General features: G+C 59.3%; 14 protein-coding genes and 3 pseudogenes. 14 read left to right on the top strand and 3 right to left on the bottom strand.

What is annotated here, in order from left to right; translation table 11 throughout:
• The first annotated feature begins 14 nt into the window (after positions 1 to 14).
• The 6 genes and pseudogenes from OMP40_RS38125 (at position 15) to tatC (ending at position 3,971) form a co-directional block, all read left to right on the top strand.
• Positions 15 to 650 (top strand): 5-formyltetrahydrofolate cyclo-ligase, encoded by a 636-nt coding sequence (locus tag OMP40_RS38125; RefSeq protein ID WP_277539424.1) that lies wholly within the window; start codon positions 15 to 17, stop codon positions 648 to 650.
• On the top strand, positions 647 to 1,138 hold the full coding sequence (moaC, locus tag OMP40_RS38130; protein ID WP_277539426.1) for a cyclic pyranopterin monophosphate synthase MoaC: 492 nt from the start codon (positions 647 to 649) through the stop codon (positions 1,136 to 1,138). The genes OMP40_RS38125 and moaC overlap by 4 nt, the downstream gene beginning before the upstream one ends.
• Positions 1,139 to 1,198: 60 nt before the next feature.
• On the top strand, positions 1,199 to 1,693 hold the full coding sequence (locus OMP40_RS38135) for a MogA/MoaB family molybdenum cofactor biosynthesis protein (RefSeq protein ID WP_277539428.1): 495 nt from the start codon (positions 1,199 to 1,201) through the stop codon (positions 1,691 to 1,693).
• A pseudogene (locus OMP40_RS38140) lies at positions 1,693 to 2,722 on the top strand (molybdopterin-binding protein). Before OMP40_RS38135 ends, OMP40_RS38140 begins: the two are co-directional and overlap by 1 nt.
• Before the next feature lie 102 nt (positions 2,723 to 2,824).
• Positions 2,825 to 3,052 carry a twin-arginine translocase TatA/TatE family subunit gene (tatA, locus tag OMP40_RS38145; protein WP_090110747.1) on the top strand — a complete coding sequence of 76 codons (228 nt, stop codon included), beginning with the start codon at positions 2,825 to 2,827 and terminating at the stop codon, positions 3,050 to 3,052.
• 259 nt (positions 3,053 to 3,311) lie between these two features.
• Positions 3,312 to 3,971, top strand: coding sequence for a twin-arginine translocase subunit TatC (gene tatC / locus OMP40_RS38150; RefSeq protein WP_338131391.1), 660 nt, complete (start codon positions 3,312 to 3,314; stop codon positions 3,969 to 3,971).
• A gap of 629 nt (positions 3,972 to 4,600) precedes the next feature.
• Here tatC and OMP40_RS42950 read toward each other — a convergent pair.
• The 3 genes and pseudogenes from OMP40_RS42950 to OMP40_RS38160 form a co-directional block, all read right to left on the bottom strand.
• Positions 4,601 to 4,894: a hypothetical protein gene (locus tag OMP40_RS42950; protein ID WP_420871956.1), complete on the bottom strand. Its 294-nt coding sequence runs from the start codon at positions 4,892 to 4,894 to the stop codon at positions 4,601 to 4,603.
• Between the two features lie 76 nt (positions 4,895 to 4,970).
• Positions 4,971 to 5,570 (bottom strand): annotated as a pseudogene (locus tag OMP40_RS42955) (IS110 family RNA-guided transposase); the annotation flags it as partial.
• Between the two features lie 10 nt (positions 5,571 to 5,580).
• A complete protein-coding gene (locus OMP40_RS38160; protein ID WP_277529353.1) occupies positions 5,581 to 5,742 on the bottom strand; it encodes a hypothetical protein in 162 nt (53 codons plus the stop codon).
• Positions 5,743 to 6,730: 988 nt separating this feature from the next.
• Here OMP40_RS38160 and OMP40_RS38165 point away from each other — a divergent pair.
• From OMP40_RS38165 to OMP40_RS38205, 8 genes and pseudogenes are all read left to right on the top strand, one after another.
• Positions 6,731 to 8,008 carry a methyl-accepting chemotaxis protein gene (locus tag OMP40_RS38165; protein ID WP_277539432.1) on the top strand — a complete coding sequence of 426 codons (1,278 nt, stop codon included), beginning with the start codon at positions 6,731 to 6,733 and terminating at the stop codon, positions 8,006 to 8,008.
• A 242-nt stretch (positions 8,009 to 8,250) separates the two neighbouring features.
• A complete protein-coding gene (gene groES, locus OMP40_RS38170) occupies positions 8,251 to 8,535 on the top strand; it encodes a co-chaperone GroES (protein WP_090110743.1) in 285 nt (94 codons plus the stop codon).
• 82 nt (positions 8,536 to 8,617) lie between these two features.
• On the top strand, positions 8,618 to 10,252 hold the full coding sequence (gene groL / locus OMP40_RS38175) for a chaperonin GroEL (protein WP_277539434.1): 1,635 nt from the start codon (positions 8,618 to 8,620) through the stop codon (positions 10,250 to 10,252).
• A gap of 165 nt (positions 10,253 to 10,417) precedes the next feature.
• On the top strand, positions 10,418 to 11,062 hold the full coding sequence (locus OMP40_RS38180) for an MgtC/SapB family protein (RefSeq protein WP_277539436.1): 645 nt from the start codon (positions 10,418 to 10,420) through the stop codon (positions 11,060 to 11,062).
• 138 nt (positions 11,063 to 11,200) lie between these two features.
• Positions 11,201 to 12,160: an alpha/beta fold hydrolase gene (locus OMP40_RS38185; protein ID WP_277539437.1), complete on the top strand. Its 960-nt coding sequence runs from the start codon at positions 11,201 to 11,203 to the stop codon at positions 12,158 to 12,160.
• Positions 12,161 to 12,253: 93 nt separating this feature from the next.
• Positions 12,254 to 14,394 (top strand): annotated as a pseudogene (locus tag OMP40_RS38195) (MFS transporter).
• A 73-nt stretch (positions 14,395 to 14,467) separates the two neighbouring features.
• Positions 14,468 to 15,316, top strand: a complete 849-nt coding sequence (locus tag OMP40_RS38200; RefSeq protein ID WP_277539439.1) for a hypothetical protein — start codon at positions 14,468 to 14,470, stop codon at positions 15,314 to 15,316.
• Between the two features lie 1,069 nt (positions 15,317 to 16,385).
• Positions 16,386 to 16,916 carry a YceI family protein gene (locus OMP40_RS38205; RefSeq protein WP_277539441.1) on the top strand — a complete coding sequence of 177 codons (531 nt, stop codon included), beginning with the start codon at positions 16,386 to 16,388 and terminating at the stop codon, positions 16,914 to 16,916.
• Positions 16,917 to 16,949: the final 33 nt, after the last annotated feature.

Genomic DNA, 16,949 nt, shown 5'->3' on the forward strand with positions numbered 1-16,949 from the left:
ATGAGGGATGGCGAATGCACGCGAAGGAGCCGGAAGGCGCATTGAAGCCGGCGTTGCGCAAGGCGATGGCGGCAAGGCGCGACGCTCTGACGCCGTATGAGCGAGAGGCGCTTTCGAGCAGGCTTTGCGACGTGGTCGTCGCGCAGGCGCTTCAGCCGTTATGCCTGAAGCTGGGGCGTCCGCTGACCGTGGTCTTATACGGCGCGTTCCGCTCGGAGGCCGATCCGGCCGGCGTGCTGTCATGGTGCGTCGCCGGCGGCCATCGGGCGGTCGCGCCGCGCATTCGCGAGGAAGGCGGCGGGATGGACTTGCGAATCGTCACTTCGCCGGCGGACTGGCAACCGGAGCGTTACGGCGTGCCGAGTCCGGATCCGCTTCGCACGGAGCCGCTTGCGGCGGGCGAGCGGCCCGACGCGGTGCTGGTGCCGGGCATGGCCTTCGACCGGCGGGGCGGCAGGCTGGGGTACGGCGGCGGCTATTACGACCGTTTGGCCGAAGCGATCGGTGCGGGGCGATTGCCTTACTGGATCGGCTTTGCGTATGCGCTGCAGTTGTCCGACGAAGCGCTGCCGAAGGAGACGCACGATCTGGCGCTTCACGGGGTGGCGACGGACGAAGGATTGATCTGGTTTGCGGAGGAGGGTCCATGATGACAGGCGGCGAAGGACGATTGACGCATTTTAACGAACAGGGCCGCGCCGTCATGGTAGACGTATCGGACAAGGCGTCGACGGCGAGGACGGCCGTGGCCGAGAGCCGGATCACGATGGCGCCTTCGACGCTGTCCCGGATTTTGGATCGGACGGTGGAGAAGGGCGACGTGCTGGCGGTGGCGCAGATCGCGGCGATTCAAGCGGCCAAGCGGACGTCCGATTGGATCCCGATGTGCCATCCGCTGCCCTTGACGGGCGTGAACGTGAGCTTTGGCACGAGCGGCGACGACACGCTGACGATCGCGGCCGAAGTCAAGACGACGGGCAAGACCGGCGTCGAGATGGAGGCATTGACGGCGGTGTCCGCCGCCGCGCTGACGATCTACGATATGTGCAAGGCGCTGCAGAAGGACATGGTGATCGGGCCCACCGCGCTGCGGAGCAAGACAGGCGGCAAGAGCGGGGACTACCGGGCGGAAGGCTAGGCCGACCGGGCCGGGGCCGCTTGCGAATTTTTGAGGAGACGCGAATCGGGGGGGATGGGCATGATTTGGAAAGTGGCGCTGCTGACGGCCAGCGACAAAGGCTCCCGCGGAGAACGCGAGGACACGAGCGCGCAGGTCATCCGGGAGCTGGTCGAGGAAGAGCTTGGCGGGGAGATCGTCGACTATCGCGTCGTGCCCGACGAACAGGACGAGCTGCGCGCCGCCCTGATCGAGATGTGCGACTACTTTCAGGCCGATCTGGTGCTGACGACGGGCGGTACCAGTCTCGGATTGCGCGACGTGACGCCCGAGGCGACGATGATGGTGTCCGAGCGGACGGTGCCGGGGATGACCGAAGCGATGCGGGCCGCGGTCATGCAGCGAAGCAGGCACTACATGCTCTACCGCGGCGTCATCGCCATCCGGGGCCGCTCGCTGATCGTGAATTTGCCGGGCGACCCGAAGGGCGTCAACGACATGCTGATGGCGATTATGGACCAGTTGCCCGACGCGCTGCTGCTCGTATCCGGCATCGGCAAGGATCGAGATTACTGATGAGCGGTCTGTCCAAGCCGGGCGGAACCGTGCTCCGCGAGGTGAAGGTCGAGGATGCGGTCGGGCTGACGCTTGCGCACGATCTGACGCAGATTGTGCCCGGCACGTTCAAGGGGGAGGCTGTTCAGCAAGGGGCATCGCGTCACGGCGGACGATATACCCAAGCTGAAAGACATCGGTAAGGAGCACTTGTACGTTATCGAGCTCGCGCAAGGAGATCTGCACGAGGACGACGCCGCGCTTCGTATGGCCGCCGCGCTGGGCGGAGAAGGGATCGTGTACGGCGAACCTCATGAGGGAAAGGTGACGCTCAAGGCAGCGGCGCCGGGGCTCGCCGTCATAGCGCGCGAGGTCGTGGACGGGATCAACGCCCTGGGCGAGATCGCGCTCGCCACGATCGTCGGCGGTCGGTTCGTAAACGCGGGAGAGGCGCTTGCCGCTTCGCGTGCGATCCCGCTCGTCGTGCCCGAGACCAAGATCGCCGCGGCGGAGGCGCTCATCGCGAGCTACAGAGCGGCTCACGGCGGGGCGGATCCGGTCGGCGTCAAGCCGCTGCGCCGGATGCGAGCCGGGTTGCTGTCCACGGGAACCGAGGTGTTCACGGGGCGCATCGCCGACAAGTTCGGGCCCGCCGTCCGGGCGAAGCTCGAGGCGCTCGGCTCGGAGTTGGCCGAGCAGCGCTTCGCGCCGGACGACCGACAAACAATTGTCAACCACTTGTACTACTTCCTGGAACGGCGTTATGATATGATACTGGTATCCGGCGGAATGTCCGTCGATCCGGACGACCGAACGCCGGGCGCCATCGCCGATGCCGGCGCGGAGATCGTCAGCTACGGAACGCCGATGCTCCCGGGCTCGATGCTGCTTTTCGGTTACTTGAAGGGCGTGCCGATTTTCGGGTTGCCGGGCTGCGTCATGCACGATCCCTATACGTCGTTCGACGTGCTGCTCCCGCGGGTATTGGCCGGAGAGCGCATCACGCGGCAAGAGATCGCCGCGATGGGGTATGGTGGATTGCATCGTTGACGGCGAGTATGAAGTCATTTCGGGCGCGCTGCAGCCATTTGCGGCATGTGCCATTTCGTTTTGAATGCAGGCCATGACATCAGGACGGGGGGAGGGATAACCATGGGAGGTATTGGCGCATCAGGCTTGATTCTGCTGATCCTAATCGCCTTGCTGCTGTTCGGACCGAACAAACTGCCGGAGCTCGGCAAGGCTTTCGGCCGTACGCTGCGCGAGTTCAAGAAAGGCGCGAACGATCTGATGGACGACAGCGAGCGTCCGGCTCGCCGCGAGGTCGCAGCCGCTCCGGAAGCGGAGCCGCTTAAGGCGGAACGCCGTCTGCCTGAATGACTGGCGTGAGATTATCGACGATTTCCCGAGCGATCGGCTCGGACGAAAGAGCATTCATGAATAAGAGGGCGGCTTGATTTAGTGAGCCGTCCTGATTTTTTATGTACGATAGGGCGGAGGTCGCATATGGCGGAGCGCTTGGACGCAAGGGCCGATACGATGGAAATGGGCGGCATGCCGCTCATGGAGCATATCGGAGAACTGCGCAAAAGGGTTATTTATATCATCATCGTGCTGGTTCTCGCGTTGGTCGGGGGGCTTGTTCGGCGCGGAGCCGCTGTTCGATTATCTCATCGACGCCGCGCCGTCGGGACAGGTCGACCTCAGCGCTTTCTCGCCATGGGACGCGATCAGCCTTTATATGAAGTTCGCTTTTGTCATCTCGTTTATCGTCGTGATTCCGTTCACCCTCTTCCAGTTGTGGGCGTTCGTGAAGCCCGCGCTTGGAAAAAAGGAACAGCGCGCGACGCTGCGGTACATCCCCGGTGCGCTCTTCATGTTTTTGGCCGGGTTGGCCTTTGCTTACTACGTGATTTTCCCGATGGCGTATTCGTTCACGGAGAAAGTAACGGAGAATCTGGGACTGAAGCAAGTTTACGGGGCCAACCAATACTTCAGCTTCTTGTTCAACATCCTGGTGCCGATGTCGCTCTTGTTCGAGTTGCCGATCGTCATCTTATTTCTTACAAGGATCGGCATCCTTAGCCCCGCGTTGCTGCGCAAGCTGAGGAAGCTGGCCTGGTTCGTCATGGCCGTCGTCGGCGTCGTGGTGACGCCTCCGGACGTCATCTCGGATCTGCTCGTGGCGGTGCCGCTCATCCTCCTCTACGAGATCAGCGTGCTATTGTCGGCGAGCGCCTACAACAAGCGTATGCGACGTGCCGCCGAACGGGAAGCCGCATTGGACGAAGACGATTAGCGCGTAAGGATACGTTTGCCGGATGGGCTGGCTCAGCCTACGCGGCAAACGTTTTTTTATATGTCCGAAAAGTGGAGAAATTACAGGCTTGACGTGCGTGTTGGCGCAATAGGTAAACTGCGGCGGCTAACGGTTTAACGTAAGTCAGATAGTGGGAATTGGACACGGGAGACGCTGATATGAACGAAACTGTCAAGCGTCTCTGTTTGCACCCGTGTTTTTGACAATAGCGAATAGAAGCCTGTCAAGCGATTTTCTTTACAGGCGGTCGCATCATTTCCCATACTTTTCTGGATCTCCGGCATGGAAATGCCCGGAGGTGCCCCTACGGCGAGTAACGGGGTGCAGGGGGGCGTCGCTCCCTGCGTTTCCCCTTTAGGGGACGGAAGGGGCCAATTCTTCTTTAGCTCAGAGGCAAAAGCAATTCGCTGGTCGGCAATCTGATATTCGTGGATTCACACATGTTATTCATACGTCTGGAGAGAGCTTACCCGCTAACTATTGACGAGCATAAGCATTCGCTTGCTCAAGCGGCTCACGCGGTTTTCTCTCCACCTTGCCTGATTTTGCCTCTGAGGTAAAAAAAGAATCGCTTCCCCTCAATCGCCTCCTTTGTTCGGACCCGTTGTTTACACCGCTGCTTGCAAACGAAGCTTCTCGATCTCCTTAGCAATCGCCCATACAAACCCCGCCAGTTCTCTGGCAATCGCGACCGCGATGCAACCCTTGTGCTTTCCTCTTCGCGCCAGACTCCAATACTTCTTGTGTAATCGATGCTGCGCGCTCCAGGCAATCGACTGAACCTCCGGTGGCAGCCCCTCGATACGGTCGCGCATTCTTCTGCGAATCGCGGGCGCGTGTCGGTAACTTTTCGCGGCTTCCACCAGTACCCGACGCAGATGCGCATTCCCGGCTTTCGTAATACGGCCTTGCCAGCGGGCTGCCTCCCGAGGAGTATTCGCTGCTGACCAGTCCGCAGTAACTCATAAACGAAGAGGCGGAGTGAAAGCGGTCGCTGCTCATCATCTCGGATGAAAGCGTAACGGCTGTGACGGTTGCTACGCCTCGCAAGGCTTGCAGCGCTTGAACGACCGGCGCCTGCTCGCTTAAAGCGGCTTGTTCTTCAATTTGCTTTTCGTATCGTTTGATTCGCTCCTTCGTTTCCCAAATCGATTGGCGGTACTCCTGAAAGGTCATTTGTTTGCAGCTGTCCTCGGGAAAACGCAGCGTATCCAGCCATTCCTCGTACGCGAAAGTTCCGGGTTTGGCGCCTTTGGCGTCCTGAAGCTGGTGGCGAAGCAGAAACTTGCCCAGTCGTTGCTTAAAACGATTCAAATCCTCGACCGCATCCTCGCGTGCGCGAACGAGATCCCGCAAGCTTTCGTCTGCTGGCGTGGGCACGTATACCGGCGTCAGTTCTCCTGCGCGATACAGCTGTGCGAGTCGAATGGCATCCCGTTTGTCTGTTTTGACCCGGTCGCCGGCACGCTTGGGAATGAGCGAGGGCGCGACCACGCTGCAAGCGATGCCTGCCGTCAATAGCCAACGATAGAGCACATAGCCGGTGGGACCTGCCTCGTAACAGACCCTTAAAGTCACCTCCTCTTTCTCACCCGGACGACGCAAGCCTTTGCAGGAGTTTCAATACCGCTTCCTTGCTATGCTCGATGACGCCAAAGTACCGTGCTTCTCCTCGTCCCTCATCCGCGAAGGCAACCGCGATTTTGGATTTGGATACGTCTAAACCTACGTACTTGATGGCCATACTCATACTAAACCGACTCCTTTTGCTTTGAGCTCTGTATTTGGTAAATGGGTGTTTCTGTAAACGCCATTTTTCCCAAATGTAACCTCCGAGATAAGCAAACAGGATGTCGGTTTCGTTCATGATAACTATTTCGTAAAAACGGGTACTAAATGCGATCGTTTCGGACTGGAGGGACCTTATTAAGCCGGATCAAGGCTAAAAAAAGGCCGTCCATCCCGCAGTAGCGGCCGCTGTGTCCGCGAGCTGGCCGCGAAACGCGAAAAGAACAAAAATAACGGCTCCCTGGTCCATCGGTCCATCGGTCCATCGGATACGCGCCAACCCGCAACCATCTGCGCGGTTGGCGGCTTTTTTTGCGATTGTAAAGGACGCAAACAGGCCTCATTAACGCTTTTGAACGATATCCCCTTTGAACAGGAAAGGGGACGCAAGCGATATCTTGCCGCCGATCGGTTTCGAATTGACTCGCCTCTCCGGTGATCGACGTTTACGTCGAATTTATATATTCGTCTAATTAAACCCAATTTCGCCCAAGCCCACCAAGCCCACCAAGCCCACCAAGCCCACCAAGCCCACCAAGCCCACCAAGCCCACCAAGCCCACCAAGCCCACCAAGCCCACCAAGCCCACCAAGCCCACCAAGCCCACCAAGCCCACCAAGCCCTCTAAGTGGTCTAAGGTCTAATCGGTCGAAGCCGTCTAGCCTCTAAGTCGTCTAAGCCCATCCTGGGACGGCGACTAGGCGATTCGGCACGTGTCCTGACCGAAGGGGATATCGTTCAAACGGGAATAAACGCAGTCTATTAGGGCGGGAGAACCGTCCTTTTAGGGCGGTCGATTCAAGTTTGGCGACAAAAAATTAAAATCCTTTCATGTATTCGACATAATCCGATATTATCCAATACGAACTTGTGCTAAAATGTGACTGTGATTCGTTTTGGAAGTGCTTACATAGAAGCGGGCAAGCGACATTAATTCGGAGGGGTAAAGCATGCGCAATTCGGGATTCAGCTTGCAGACGAAGTTTTTGATCGGTTATGTCGCGACGGTCGTTTTGCTGGTGCTGTCGTTTATTATGCTGGCGGCGGCTTCTGTGTTCAAAGGGCATTCGGCTTTATTAATTGAAGTAATCGTGATTTACGCGCTCATTCTGGTCGGCGGCGGCTTGGCGTTGCTGAACCTCTCCCGCAAGCTTCTCCATTCGATCGGAGGCGTCACGGGAACGCTCAAGAACATTGCGGGCTCGGGCGGCGACCTGACCCAGCGCATTCCGGTCTATACGAAGGACGAGGTGGGCGACCTGGCGACGGCCGCCAACGCGATGCTGGACGGACTTCAGAAGATGATGAAGGAGCTCAGGGAAAATACGGCCGAGCTTGCGGCATCCGCCATTCAACTGAAAACGGGCGCGGACGAAAACGCGAGAGTGAGCAGCGAAGTTTCGAGAGCCGTCGAGCGCGTAGCAGCGGGCTCGGAGACGCAAGTGGCGCAATCGCAGCAGATCTCGGCCGTCATGACCGAGACGATCAGCGGTCTGACGCAAGTCGCTTCGACGACGACCGGCGTATCCGACGCCGCCCAGTCGACAAGAGACCGCGCCGAAGGCGGTTCGACCCTGCTTCAGACGACCTCGAGCGATATCGTGCAGGTGGAGTCGGCGTTCCGCTCGCTTCAGGAGACGGTTCGCGGTCTTAATCACAAATCCGAGAAGGTCATCGAGGTCATCGGCTATATCTCGGAAATCTCGAGTCAGACGAACCTGCTTGCCCTGAACGCGGCGATCGAAGCCGCGCGCGCGGGAGAGCACGGCCGCGGCTTCGCCGTCGTCGCCGGCGAGATCCGCAAGCTGGCCGACCAGACCCAACAATCCGCCGTACAGATCGCGACGACGCTTGAAGCGATGTCCGGCGACATCACGAAGGTGGCCGCCATGTTCGAGCAAAGCGCTGAGCAGGTGTTCGGCGCCGTATCGGGCATGCAGCACGCCGAGTCCGCGTTCAGAGAGATCGTGGGCGAGGTCGGCAAGCTGAGCGCCAATATCGGGGACGTCGCGGCGGCAGTCGAGCAAATGTCCGCGGGCAGCCAGTCGGTGCAGCAGTCGATTACCGACATCACGCGCATTACGGAGGAGAACGCGTCCTTCACCGAGCAGGTCACCGCGATGAGCCAGCAGCAGCTGTCCTCGACGGAAGAGATGGCCCGCACGGCGGACAGGCTCAGCACGATGGCGGCCCGTTTGAAGACGCTGGTCGGCAACTTCAGAACGTAAGAAGACGCCCTTCGCCGCGGACAAGGCACAAGGTCCGGGACGTTTTAAGCAAAAGATAAAAGGATGTCGAATAAGCGCGGATCCGCCCTTGCTGCGGATCCGTCTTTATTTTTTTAACGCAAAGGGACTTGAAATGGTTATCCAAAATCAGTATTATAGGTATTGGTTATTAGCACTTAACACGATTGAGTGCTAAACTTCGCAAAATTCTCCGCAACGGAGTAAAAAAGGAGGCTATTTTCATGATCAAACCTTTGGGTGATCGCGTGCTTGTCGAAGCAAGCGCCAAGGAAGAAAAGACGCTGAGCGGTATCGTTCTGCCGGACACGGCCAAGGAGAAGCCGCAAGAAGGCACCATTATCGCGGTAGGCGCCGGCGCAGTCGGCAAAGACGGCGCGCGCATCGCGCTGGAAGTCAGCGTAGGCGATCGCGTTCTGTTCTCCAAATATGCGGGAACCGAGATCAAGTACGAAGGCAAAGAGTATTTGATTATGAAAGAAAGCGACATTCACGCGATCGTCGGCTAAGCCGGCGGATAACCGCTGACATAAGCAACCGCATGCAGTACCTATCCGAATAGGAAACAATTTCGAGGAGGGTTATTGAAGAATGGCTAAGGAAATCAAGTTTAGCGAAGACGCGCGCCGCGCAATGCTCCGCGGTGTCGACACTCTGGCCAATGCCGTTAAAGTAACGCTCGGACCGAAAGGCCGCAACGTCGTGCTCGAGAAGAAGTTCGGCTCCCCGCTGATTACGAACGACGGCGTGACGATCGCCAAGGAGATCGAGCTTGAGGACGCGTTCGAAAACGCAGGTGCTCAGCTCGTCAAAGAAGTCGCGACCAAGACGAACGACGTCGCCGGCGACGGCACGACGACCGCTACGGTTCTGGCGCAAGCGATCATCCGCGAAGGCCTGAAGAACGTCACCGCCGGCGCGAACCCGATGGGCGTTCGCAAGGGTATCGACAAAGCCGTACGCGCGGCTGTCGAGCAACTGAAGGCGATCTCCAAGCAAGTCGAAGGCAGCAACGACATCGCGCAAGTCGCATCGATCTCCGCGGCTGACGAAGAAGTCGGCAAGCTGATCGCCGAAGCGATGGAGAAGGTCGGCAAAGACGGCGTCATCACTGTCGAAGAATCGAAGGGCTTCCTGACCGAACTGGACGTCGTCGAAGGCATGCAGTTCGACCGCGGCTACGTGTCCCCTTACATGATCACCGACACGGACAAGATGGAAGCCGTGCTCGACAATCCGTACATCCTGATCACGGACAAGAAGATCTCCAACATTCAGGAGATTCTGCCTATCCTGGAGAAGGTCGTACAATCCGGCAAGCAGCTGCTGATCATCGCCGAGGACGTCGAAGGCGAAGCGCAAGCGACGCTGATCGTCAACCGTCTGCGCGGCACGTTCACTTGCGTAGCCGTCAAAGCGCCTGGCTTCGGCGACCGCCGCAAGGCGATGCTGCAAGACATCGCGGCTCTGACCGGCGGTCAAGTGATCACCGAAGAGCTCGGTCTTGAGTTGAAGTCCACGAACGTGAACCAACTGGGCTCCGCCCGCCAAATTCGCGTCAACAAGGAAAACACGATCATCGTCGACGGCGCAGGCGACTCGGGCGACATCAAGGCGCGCGTCAACCAAATCCGCGCTCAAATCGAAGAGACGACCTCCGACTTCGATCGCGAAAAGCTGCAAGAGCGTCTGGCGAAGCTGGCCGGCGGCGTAGCCGTCATCAAGGTCGGCGCGGCTACCGAGACCGAACTGAAAGAGCGCAAGCTCCGCATCGAAGACGCGCTGAACGCGACCCGCGCAGCCGTCGAAGAAGGCATCGTATCCGGCGGCGGCACGGCGCTGGTTAACGTATACAACGCTGTAGCGGCTGTCGACGCTTCCGGCGACGAGAAGACCGGCGTCAACATCATCCTGCGTTCGCTCGAAGAGCCGATCCGGACGATCGCTGCCAACGCCGGCCAAGAAGGCTCCGTCATCGTCGAGCGCCTCAAGAAGGAAGAAGTCGGCGTCGGTTACAATGCCGCTACCGGCGAATGGGTCAACATGTTCGAAGCCGGTATCATCGATCCGGTGAAGGTAACCCGCTCCGCGCTGCAAAACGCGGCATCCGTCGCTGGCCTGTTCCTGACGACCGAAGCGGTCATCACCGACAAGCCCGAGAAGGACAAAGCGCCTGCAGGCATGCCTGGCGGCATGGGCGATATGGGCGGCATGGGCGGATTCTAATTCACGCCCCCGCGAATATAAGCTATATCGGCCGGACTCCAATCGGAGTCCGGCTTTTTTTGTGCGTTGCGGGATATTATCGGCAAGGGTAATAAAACGGTTATGGACACGATTTTTCGATAAACCGAAGGAAAGAGGACGTGGTGCGGATGGAATGGGAGTGGCTTGCTTCGGATCGCTGCCGCGGGATTGTGCGGAGCGATCATCGGCTACGAACGCAAGAGCAGAATGAAAGAAGCGGGCATCAAAACGCACTTTATCGTCGGCATGGGCGCCGCGCTGATGATGGTGCTGTCCAAATACGGCTTCATGGATCAGCGCGATTGGGATAACGTGTCGCTCGATCCTTCGCGAATCGCGGCGCAGGTCGTCAGCGGCGTCGGCTTTCTCGGAGCGGGCATGATCATTTTGCAGAAGCAGACGGTCAAAGGACTGACGACGGCGGCCGGCGTCTGGTCGACCGCGGGGATGGGCATGGCGATCGGTGCCGGTCTGTACATCGTCGGCGGAGGCGCCGTCGTCCTGATCGTGCTTGGGCAGACGGTGCTCCAGCGCAGCATCGGCCGTCTAGGCCAAGCGGCGGCCGAGCATGTCGGCATTCGGCTGGAGGACCGCGAGGACGCGATGGACGACCTGCTCGCCAAGCTGAAGGAGCTCCGGGTGTCGCTGGTCGCGATCGAGACGCACCGCGACGACAAAGGCGGGCTCGCCGTCGACCTGTCGATCAAGCTGCCGTCTTCCTGCGATAAGGAAAACGTGATTTCGGCGTTGCACGGACTCCGCCATGTTCGGCGCGTCGAATGGCAATAATGCCATAAAAGCGCGCAAAAAGAACAAGAAAAGGAAAGGGACAGCTTTTCCAGTCTATGGTACAATGAATACGCTTCAATACGGACGGAGCCGGGAACGCCATCCCGACACAACAATCGTCAAAGGGGAAGATTTATCGTGCCTGCACTGGATATGCCGTTAGATCAGTTAAAGGAATACCGGGGACGCAATCCGCGCCCGGCCGACTTCGACGAATACTGGGAGCGCGCGCTCGCCGAGCTGAAGGCGACCGATCCGCAGGTCGAGCTCGTGCCGAGCGAATTTCAGTCTCCGCAGGCGGATTGCTTCGACCTGTACTTTACGGGCGTCAGAGGCGCGCGCATACACGCGAAGTATATCCGTCCCAAAAACGTGCAGGAGCCGCATCCGGCCGTCGTACAGTTCCACGGCTATTCGGGCAGCGCGGGCGACTGGAGCGACAAGCTCGCCTTCGCGGCGCTCGGCTATTCCGTGCTGTCGATGGATGCCCGCGGGCAAGGCGGCAAGTCCGAGGATGTCGGCGGCGTGAAGGGCAATACGCTGAACGGGCATATTATCCGCGGTCTGGACGATCATCCGGACAACCTGCTGTTCCGCCATATTTTCCTCGACACGGCGCAGCTCGCCGGCATCGCGCTCGGTCTCCCGGAAGTCGATCCGTCCCGCGTCTATGCGGCCGGCGGCTCGCAGGGGGGCGCGCTCACGATCGCTTGCGCGGCGCTTGAGCCTCGCATTTCCAAGCTCGCGCCGGTCTTCCCTTTCCTGTGCGACTACAAGCGCGTATGGGAGATGGACCTGGCGAAGGACGCCTATCAGGAGCTGCGCGACCACTTCCGCCGCTTCGACCCGACGCACGAACGAGAGGAAGAGGTGTTCACCAGGCTCGGCTATATCGATCTTCAATATCTGGCCGATCGCATTCAAGGCGAAGTACTCATGTTCGTCGGACTGATGGATTCCGTCTGCCCGCCTTCGACGCAGTTCGCCGCGTACAACAAGATCACGGCGAAGAAGGATCTGGTCGTTTATCCCGACTTCGGGCACGAAGGCCTGCCGGGCTCGAGCGACAAGACCATGCAGTTCTTTATGCGGGACTAATGCGGTATATCGTGCTATACTAATTAAAGTACGGACTCCCCCCAGCGCGGGGGGGGTCTGCTTTTGTTATTTCACCCGAGGAAGTGAATGGCTTTGAACGTATCATGGAAGAGGAATTTGTACGTACTCTGGACCGGCGTGTTTTTTTTGCAGCATGGCTTACTCGGCCGCCATCCCGTTCATCCCCTTGTTCCTGAAAAACGACCTGGGCGTTGAACATCATGTCAACCAGTGGTCGGGATTCGCGTTCGGCGTTACCTTTCTCGCAAGCGCGCTGATCGCGCCGTATTGGGGGTCGCTTGCCGACAAATACGGGCGCAGGCCGATGCTGATCCGCTCAGGCTACAGCCTTGCCGTGCTGTACTTGATCACCTTTTTCGTGCAAGATCCGTACGTGTTTTTGTTGGTCCGTGTGTGCCAGGGCTTGCTTGCGGGCTACGTGCCGGCTTCGATCGCGCTCGTCGCGACGAACACGCCGGAGGAAAAATCGGGATACGCGCTCGGCGTCATGGCGACGGCCAGCGCAAGCGGCGGCATCATCGGGCCGCTCGTCGGGGGCGTCGTGAGCCATCTGACGAGCAACCGGGAGGCTTTTTTTATTTTCGGCGGCTGTCGTCTTCGTCTCGGCGCTCATCGCGAGCTTTTTCGTCAAGGAGGAGAAATTCAATCGATCGGGCAAACGTTCGAGCATCCGCGAGGATCTGTCGCAGGCGGTGCACAACCGCACGTTCATCACGCTGCTCCTGCTCGTCGGACTCAGCACCTTCTCCGTCATGATCCTCGAGCCGCTGCTCACGATCTACATGACGGAGCTCGGCGGGGAACAGTCGGACGCATCGCTGCAGGCGGGCATCGTCTTCTCGGCGGTCGGCATCGCGACGCTTATCGCGGCGCCGCAGTGGGGCAAGATCGGCCAGCGGATCGGCTTTATCAAGGTGCTCGTCATCGGCCTCGCGGGCGGCGGCATCGGCAATCTGCTTCAATACTTCGTCGGGCATTATACGGAGTTCGGCGCGCTGCGCTTCGTGTACGGCCTCTTTTTCGCCGGCGTGTATCCTGCGCTTAATGCGATGATCGTGCGCGTCACCGAGCCTGAATTCCGCGGCCGCGCGTTCAGTCTCAGCCAGTCGTCCACGCAGCTGGCCACGATGCTAGGCCCGGTGCTTGGCGGCTTGCTCTCCGGCTGGATTCCGATCCGCTGGGTATTCGTGCTTAACGGCCTCATGCTGCTGTGCTCGGCCTTCCTGCTCTTCCGCAAGCGGCACTTGGACCATCCAGAACCCATTCTTGCCGGGGGAGGGCGGAAAATGACGGTTTTTCTCCACATTCTTGTGAACAACGTGCTTCCGATTTCGATCTTGATCGCGCTGGGCATCGTTTTGCAACGATCCTTCAAGCTTGACATCCGGACGCTGTCGAAATTGAACTTTTACTTGTTTTCTCCGGCGATCATGTTCAAGCTGCTGTACAATACGGCGATCTCGCTTACCCTGTTCGGCACGGTCATGGCGTTTTTCGCCCTGTTTATGCTGCTCCAGTACGCGCTCGTCTCGGCGGTCGTCCGTCTTCGCGGATACGAGCCGTCGATGCGCAGCGCGATGCAGTGCAGCGTGCTTTTCTACAATAGCGCGAACTACGGAATTCCGCTTAATCAGCTGGCGTTCCACAACAATCCGTATACGCTGTCCGTTCAAGTGCTGATCATGATGATGCAGTCTCTCATTCCGAATACATACGGCGTCTATAGCGTCAACGCGCACAAGTCGGATTGGCGCCAGATTCGCCGCGTCATTTTGTCGATGCCGGTCATCTACGTCATTCCCGTGGCGCTGCTGATGCGCTACCTCACGGTGCCGCTGCCGGATTCCGTCGTGACTTCCGTCGACTATTTGTCCAATGCGTTTATCGGCACGGCGTTGATCACGCTTGGCGTCCAGCTCGGCAGCATGGCCTGGCGGATCAGCCGCAAGCTGCTGTCGGACATCGGCTTGTCGCTGGCGCTGCGGCTGGCCGCAGGGCCGCTGCTCGCCTGGGGCACCTGCGAAGCGATCGGCGCGCACGGTCTGCTGGCCAGCGCCTTGATCGTGTCCTCCGCCGTACCGACCTCGCTCAGCAGCGTGCTGCTCGCCGTCGAGTTCGACAACGAGCCGGAGTTCGCCTCGCAGACCGTATTCGCCTCGACCGCTGTCAGCACGGTGACGGTGGCGGCGGTGATCGCGATGCTGGGCGTTTAGCGGGCGCGGTGCAACCTTTACCAGCCGGAAGGCGTCTGGACGTTAACACAGTCGGACAGGGGGCGACGATCGGGTGAAAAAGCTGATGCTGCTTGGCGCGTTGGCCGTCCTGCTGCCGCTGCAGGGCTGCAGGGGAGACGCGTCCCCGGACGAGCTGTCGCCGCGCCGATCCTCGAGCCCGCCGCCGCCGTTATCGGTCGCTTCGGCTTTGCCTGGCGTCTCTCCCGGCGTCTCGCCGGCCTCCGGCAAGACGCCGGAAGTCGTCCCGCATCTCGAAGTGACGGCGGGGACGGAGACCGTAACTGCGCAGATGGGCAGCTATTGCTGGACCGATCGGAAAAAAGGCGTCGGGCAATGCGCGGATGCTGCCGTAGAGCCGACCATGGCGAACGTGAAGCGCAAGCCGCGCGTGAACGCGGGCGACATTGTGACGCTGGCGTGGTCGGGCGCGCCGCCGGATGAAATGCGCGTGACCGTATCTTTTCCCGATGAGGATCGTCCCGCCGAAGCGCTTGAAGCTGCGGGTTCGACGATACGGATCCCGGCCGGGGAGGGCGACCGGTTGTTCGTGATTACGGCGACCTGGCCGGGCGGCACGGTTCCTTATTACTTTGGCGTGAGCGCCAGCGCGGACGAAGAGGCCGATGCGCTGCGCAAGATCGCGTGGGAAGCGATGCCTGAAGGCGACAGAGCGTCGGTCGTAGACGACTGGCGCGAAGCGGACGTGTCCGCGAGCGAGGTCGGCGAAGGGGGCTGGTCCGCCGTCGACGGCGACGGCAAGCTGGTCCGGATCGCCGAAGCCGAACCGGGCAGCCTGATCACGGTCACGTTCAGGACGACTCAGGACGGGATGCTGGGACCTATGGTTGCCGTGTTCGACCGATCGAAGCGAGAACTGATCGGATGGCTGCTTCGCTATTGATGCGGCGTTTGATTGAAGGATTCTCGGTTAGGAATGAACGAATACGTTTGCACTGTCGCCCAGCCGCCGAAGTCTCGGTTAGAAACAAACTAGCCATCGTGCGCCATCTTGGGGGGCGTCGAAGTTCTGTGTAGCAACAAACTGGCCCTGTTGCGCCATCGCGCGGTCGTTGAAGTCTCGGTTAGGAACAAACTCGTTTTTTTGTAACAGGAAGACCCAGGAGGGGATCAAGCGCAATGGTGCTCGATCTAGACACGGATAACCCGGGTGCTGGGAGCCGGATGCCGGGGGCCGGGGGCGATAAGTGTTGAAAAGCAGTTAATCGGCGTGCTGATCGGGGCTGGGGAGGAAATAAGTGTTCAACCGCATTTAATTGGTTCAAGACCGGGTCAAAACGCGCGAAAGTGGGAAATTAATTGCGTTTCAACACTTATTTGGACCAATAACGTTGTGATCAAAGAAAATAAATGCGTTTCAACAGCTATCGGCTATAGGCCGCGAGCGCGGGGACGCCAAACCCGCCAAACCCGCCAAACCCGCCAAACCCGCCAAACCCGCCAAACCCGCCAAACCCGCCAAACCCGCCAAACCCGCCAAACCCGCCAAACCCGCCAAACCCGCCAAACCCGCCAAACCCGCCAAACCCGCCAAACCCGCCAAACCCGCCAAACCCGCCAAACCCGCCAAGCCCGCAGTCCGTGCGTTGTTCAAGGTTTAATCAAGCGGCATATCGGCCCCTCACGCATGTTCGCGCACAGGCGTCATTCAATCGCACCTCGCTGGCGGGCGGCGGTGGAGGCGTTGGCGCGGCCGGTTGTGCGTTCAGGCCGGTCGCGGGCTGTCCGCCGATCGTGCACGCGCTTTATACAAGAACCGTCAGGGAGAGCTACGACCTTCCCTGACGGTTCTTCTTACGTTCCAAAAGTATACGTTTACCTATCCTTTCCTTCAGTGTAAGGGCAAAATACACAGTTGACAGTCGCCCGGTGTTACTCTATATTTAGGATATGTTACTTAACTAAATAAAGCATGTTCCAAAATGTTAGTTAATTATGAGGAGGAAAATAAAATGGCAAAATCCGCATGGGGTATTGACGCTTCGCACAGCTCGATCGATTTTTCGATCCGCCACTTGATGATCTCGAAGGTAAAAGGCACGTTCCACACGTTCGAAGCGAACGTTAACGCGGACGCGGACGACCTGACGACGGCCGACATCGAGCTGTCCATCGACCTGTCCAGCATCGACACGCGCAACGCCGACCGCGACGCGCACCTGCGCAACGCCGATTTCTTCGATGTCGAGAATCATCCGAAGCTGATCTTCAAGGCGACCAACATCGTCAAGACCGGCGAAGGCGAATACGACGTTACCGGCGACGTGACGCTGCACGGCGTTACCAAGCAAGAAACGTTCGAAGTGACGTACGAAGGCGCTTCGAAGGATCCGTGGGGCAACCAACGCGCGGGCTTCAGCGCGAAGGGCAAGATCAAGCGCAGCGACTACGGCCTGACGTACAATGCTGCCCTGGAAACGGGCGGCGTCATGCTGGGCGACGACGTTGCCATCTCGCTCGAGCTGGAAGCCGTCAAGGCTTAATCGGGCAATCAAGCATCAATTCGCAACGCAAGC

The organism is Cohnella rhizosphaerae, assembly GCF_029525575.1.
In the GTDB taxonomy this organism is placed as follows: Bacteria; Bacillota; Bacilli; order Paenibacillales; family Paenibacillaceae; genus Cohnella; species Cohnella rhizosphaerae.

Coding starts and splice junctions, on each gene's coding strand:
- OMP40_RS38125 (WP_277539424.1), top strand. CDS start 15: ATGCACGCGAAGGAGCCGGAAGGCGCATTGAAGCCGGCGTTGCGCAAG.
- moaC (WP_277539426.1), top strand. CDS start 647: ATGATGACAGGCGGCGAAGGACGATTGACGCATTTTAACGAACAGGGC.
- OMP40_RS38135 (WP_277539428.1), top strand. CDS start 1,199: ATGATTTGGAAAGTGGCGCTGCTGACGGCCAGCGACAAAGGCTCCCGC.
- tatA (WP_090110747.1), top strand. CDS start 2,825: ATGGGAGGTATTGGCGCATCAGGCTTGATTCTGCTGATCCTAATCGCC.
- OMP40_RS38160 (WP_277529353.1), bottom strand. CDS start 5,742: ATGAGTATGGCCATCAAGTACGTAGGTTTAGACGTATCCAAATCCAAA.
- OMP40_RS38165 (WP_277539432.1), top strand. CDS start 6,731: ATGCGCAATTCGGGATTCAGCTTGCAGACGAAGTTTTTGATCGGTTAT.
- groES (WP_090110743.1), top strand. CDS start 8,251: ATGATCAAACCTTTGGGTGATCGCGTGCTTGTCGAAGCAAGCGCCAAG.
- groL (WP_277539434.1), top strand. CDS start 8,618: ATGGCTAAGGAAATCAAGTTTAGCGAAGACGCGCGCCGCGCAATGCTC.
- OMP40_RS38205 (WP_277539441.1), top strand. CDS start 16,386: ATGGCAAAATCCGCATGGGGTATTGACGCTTCGCACAGCTCGATCGAT.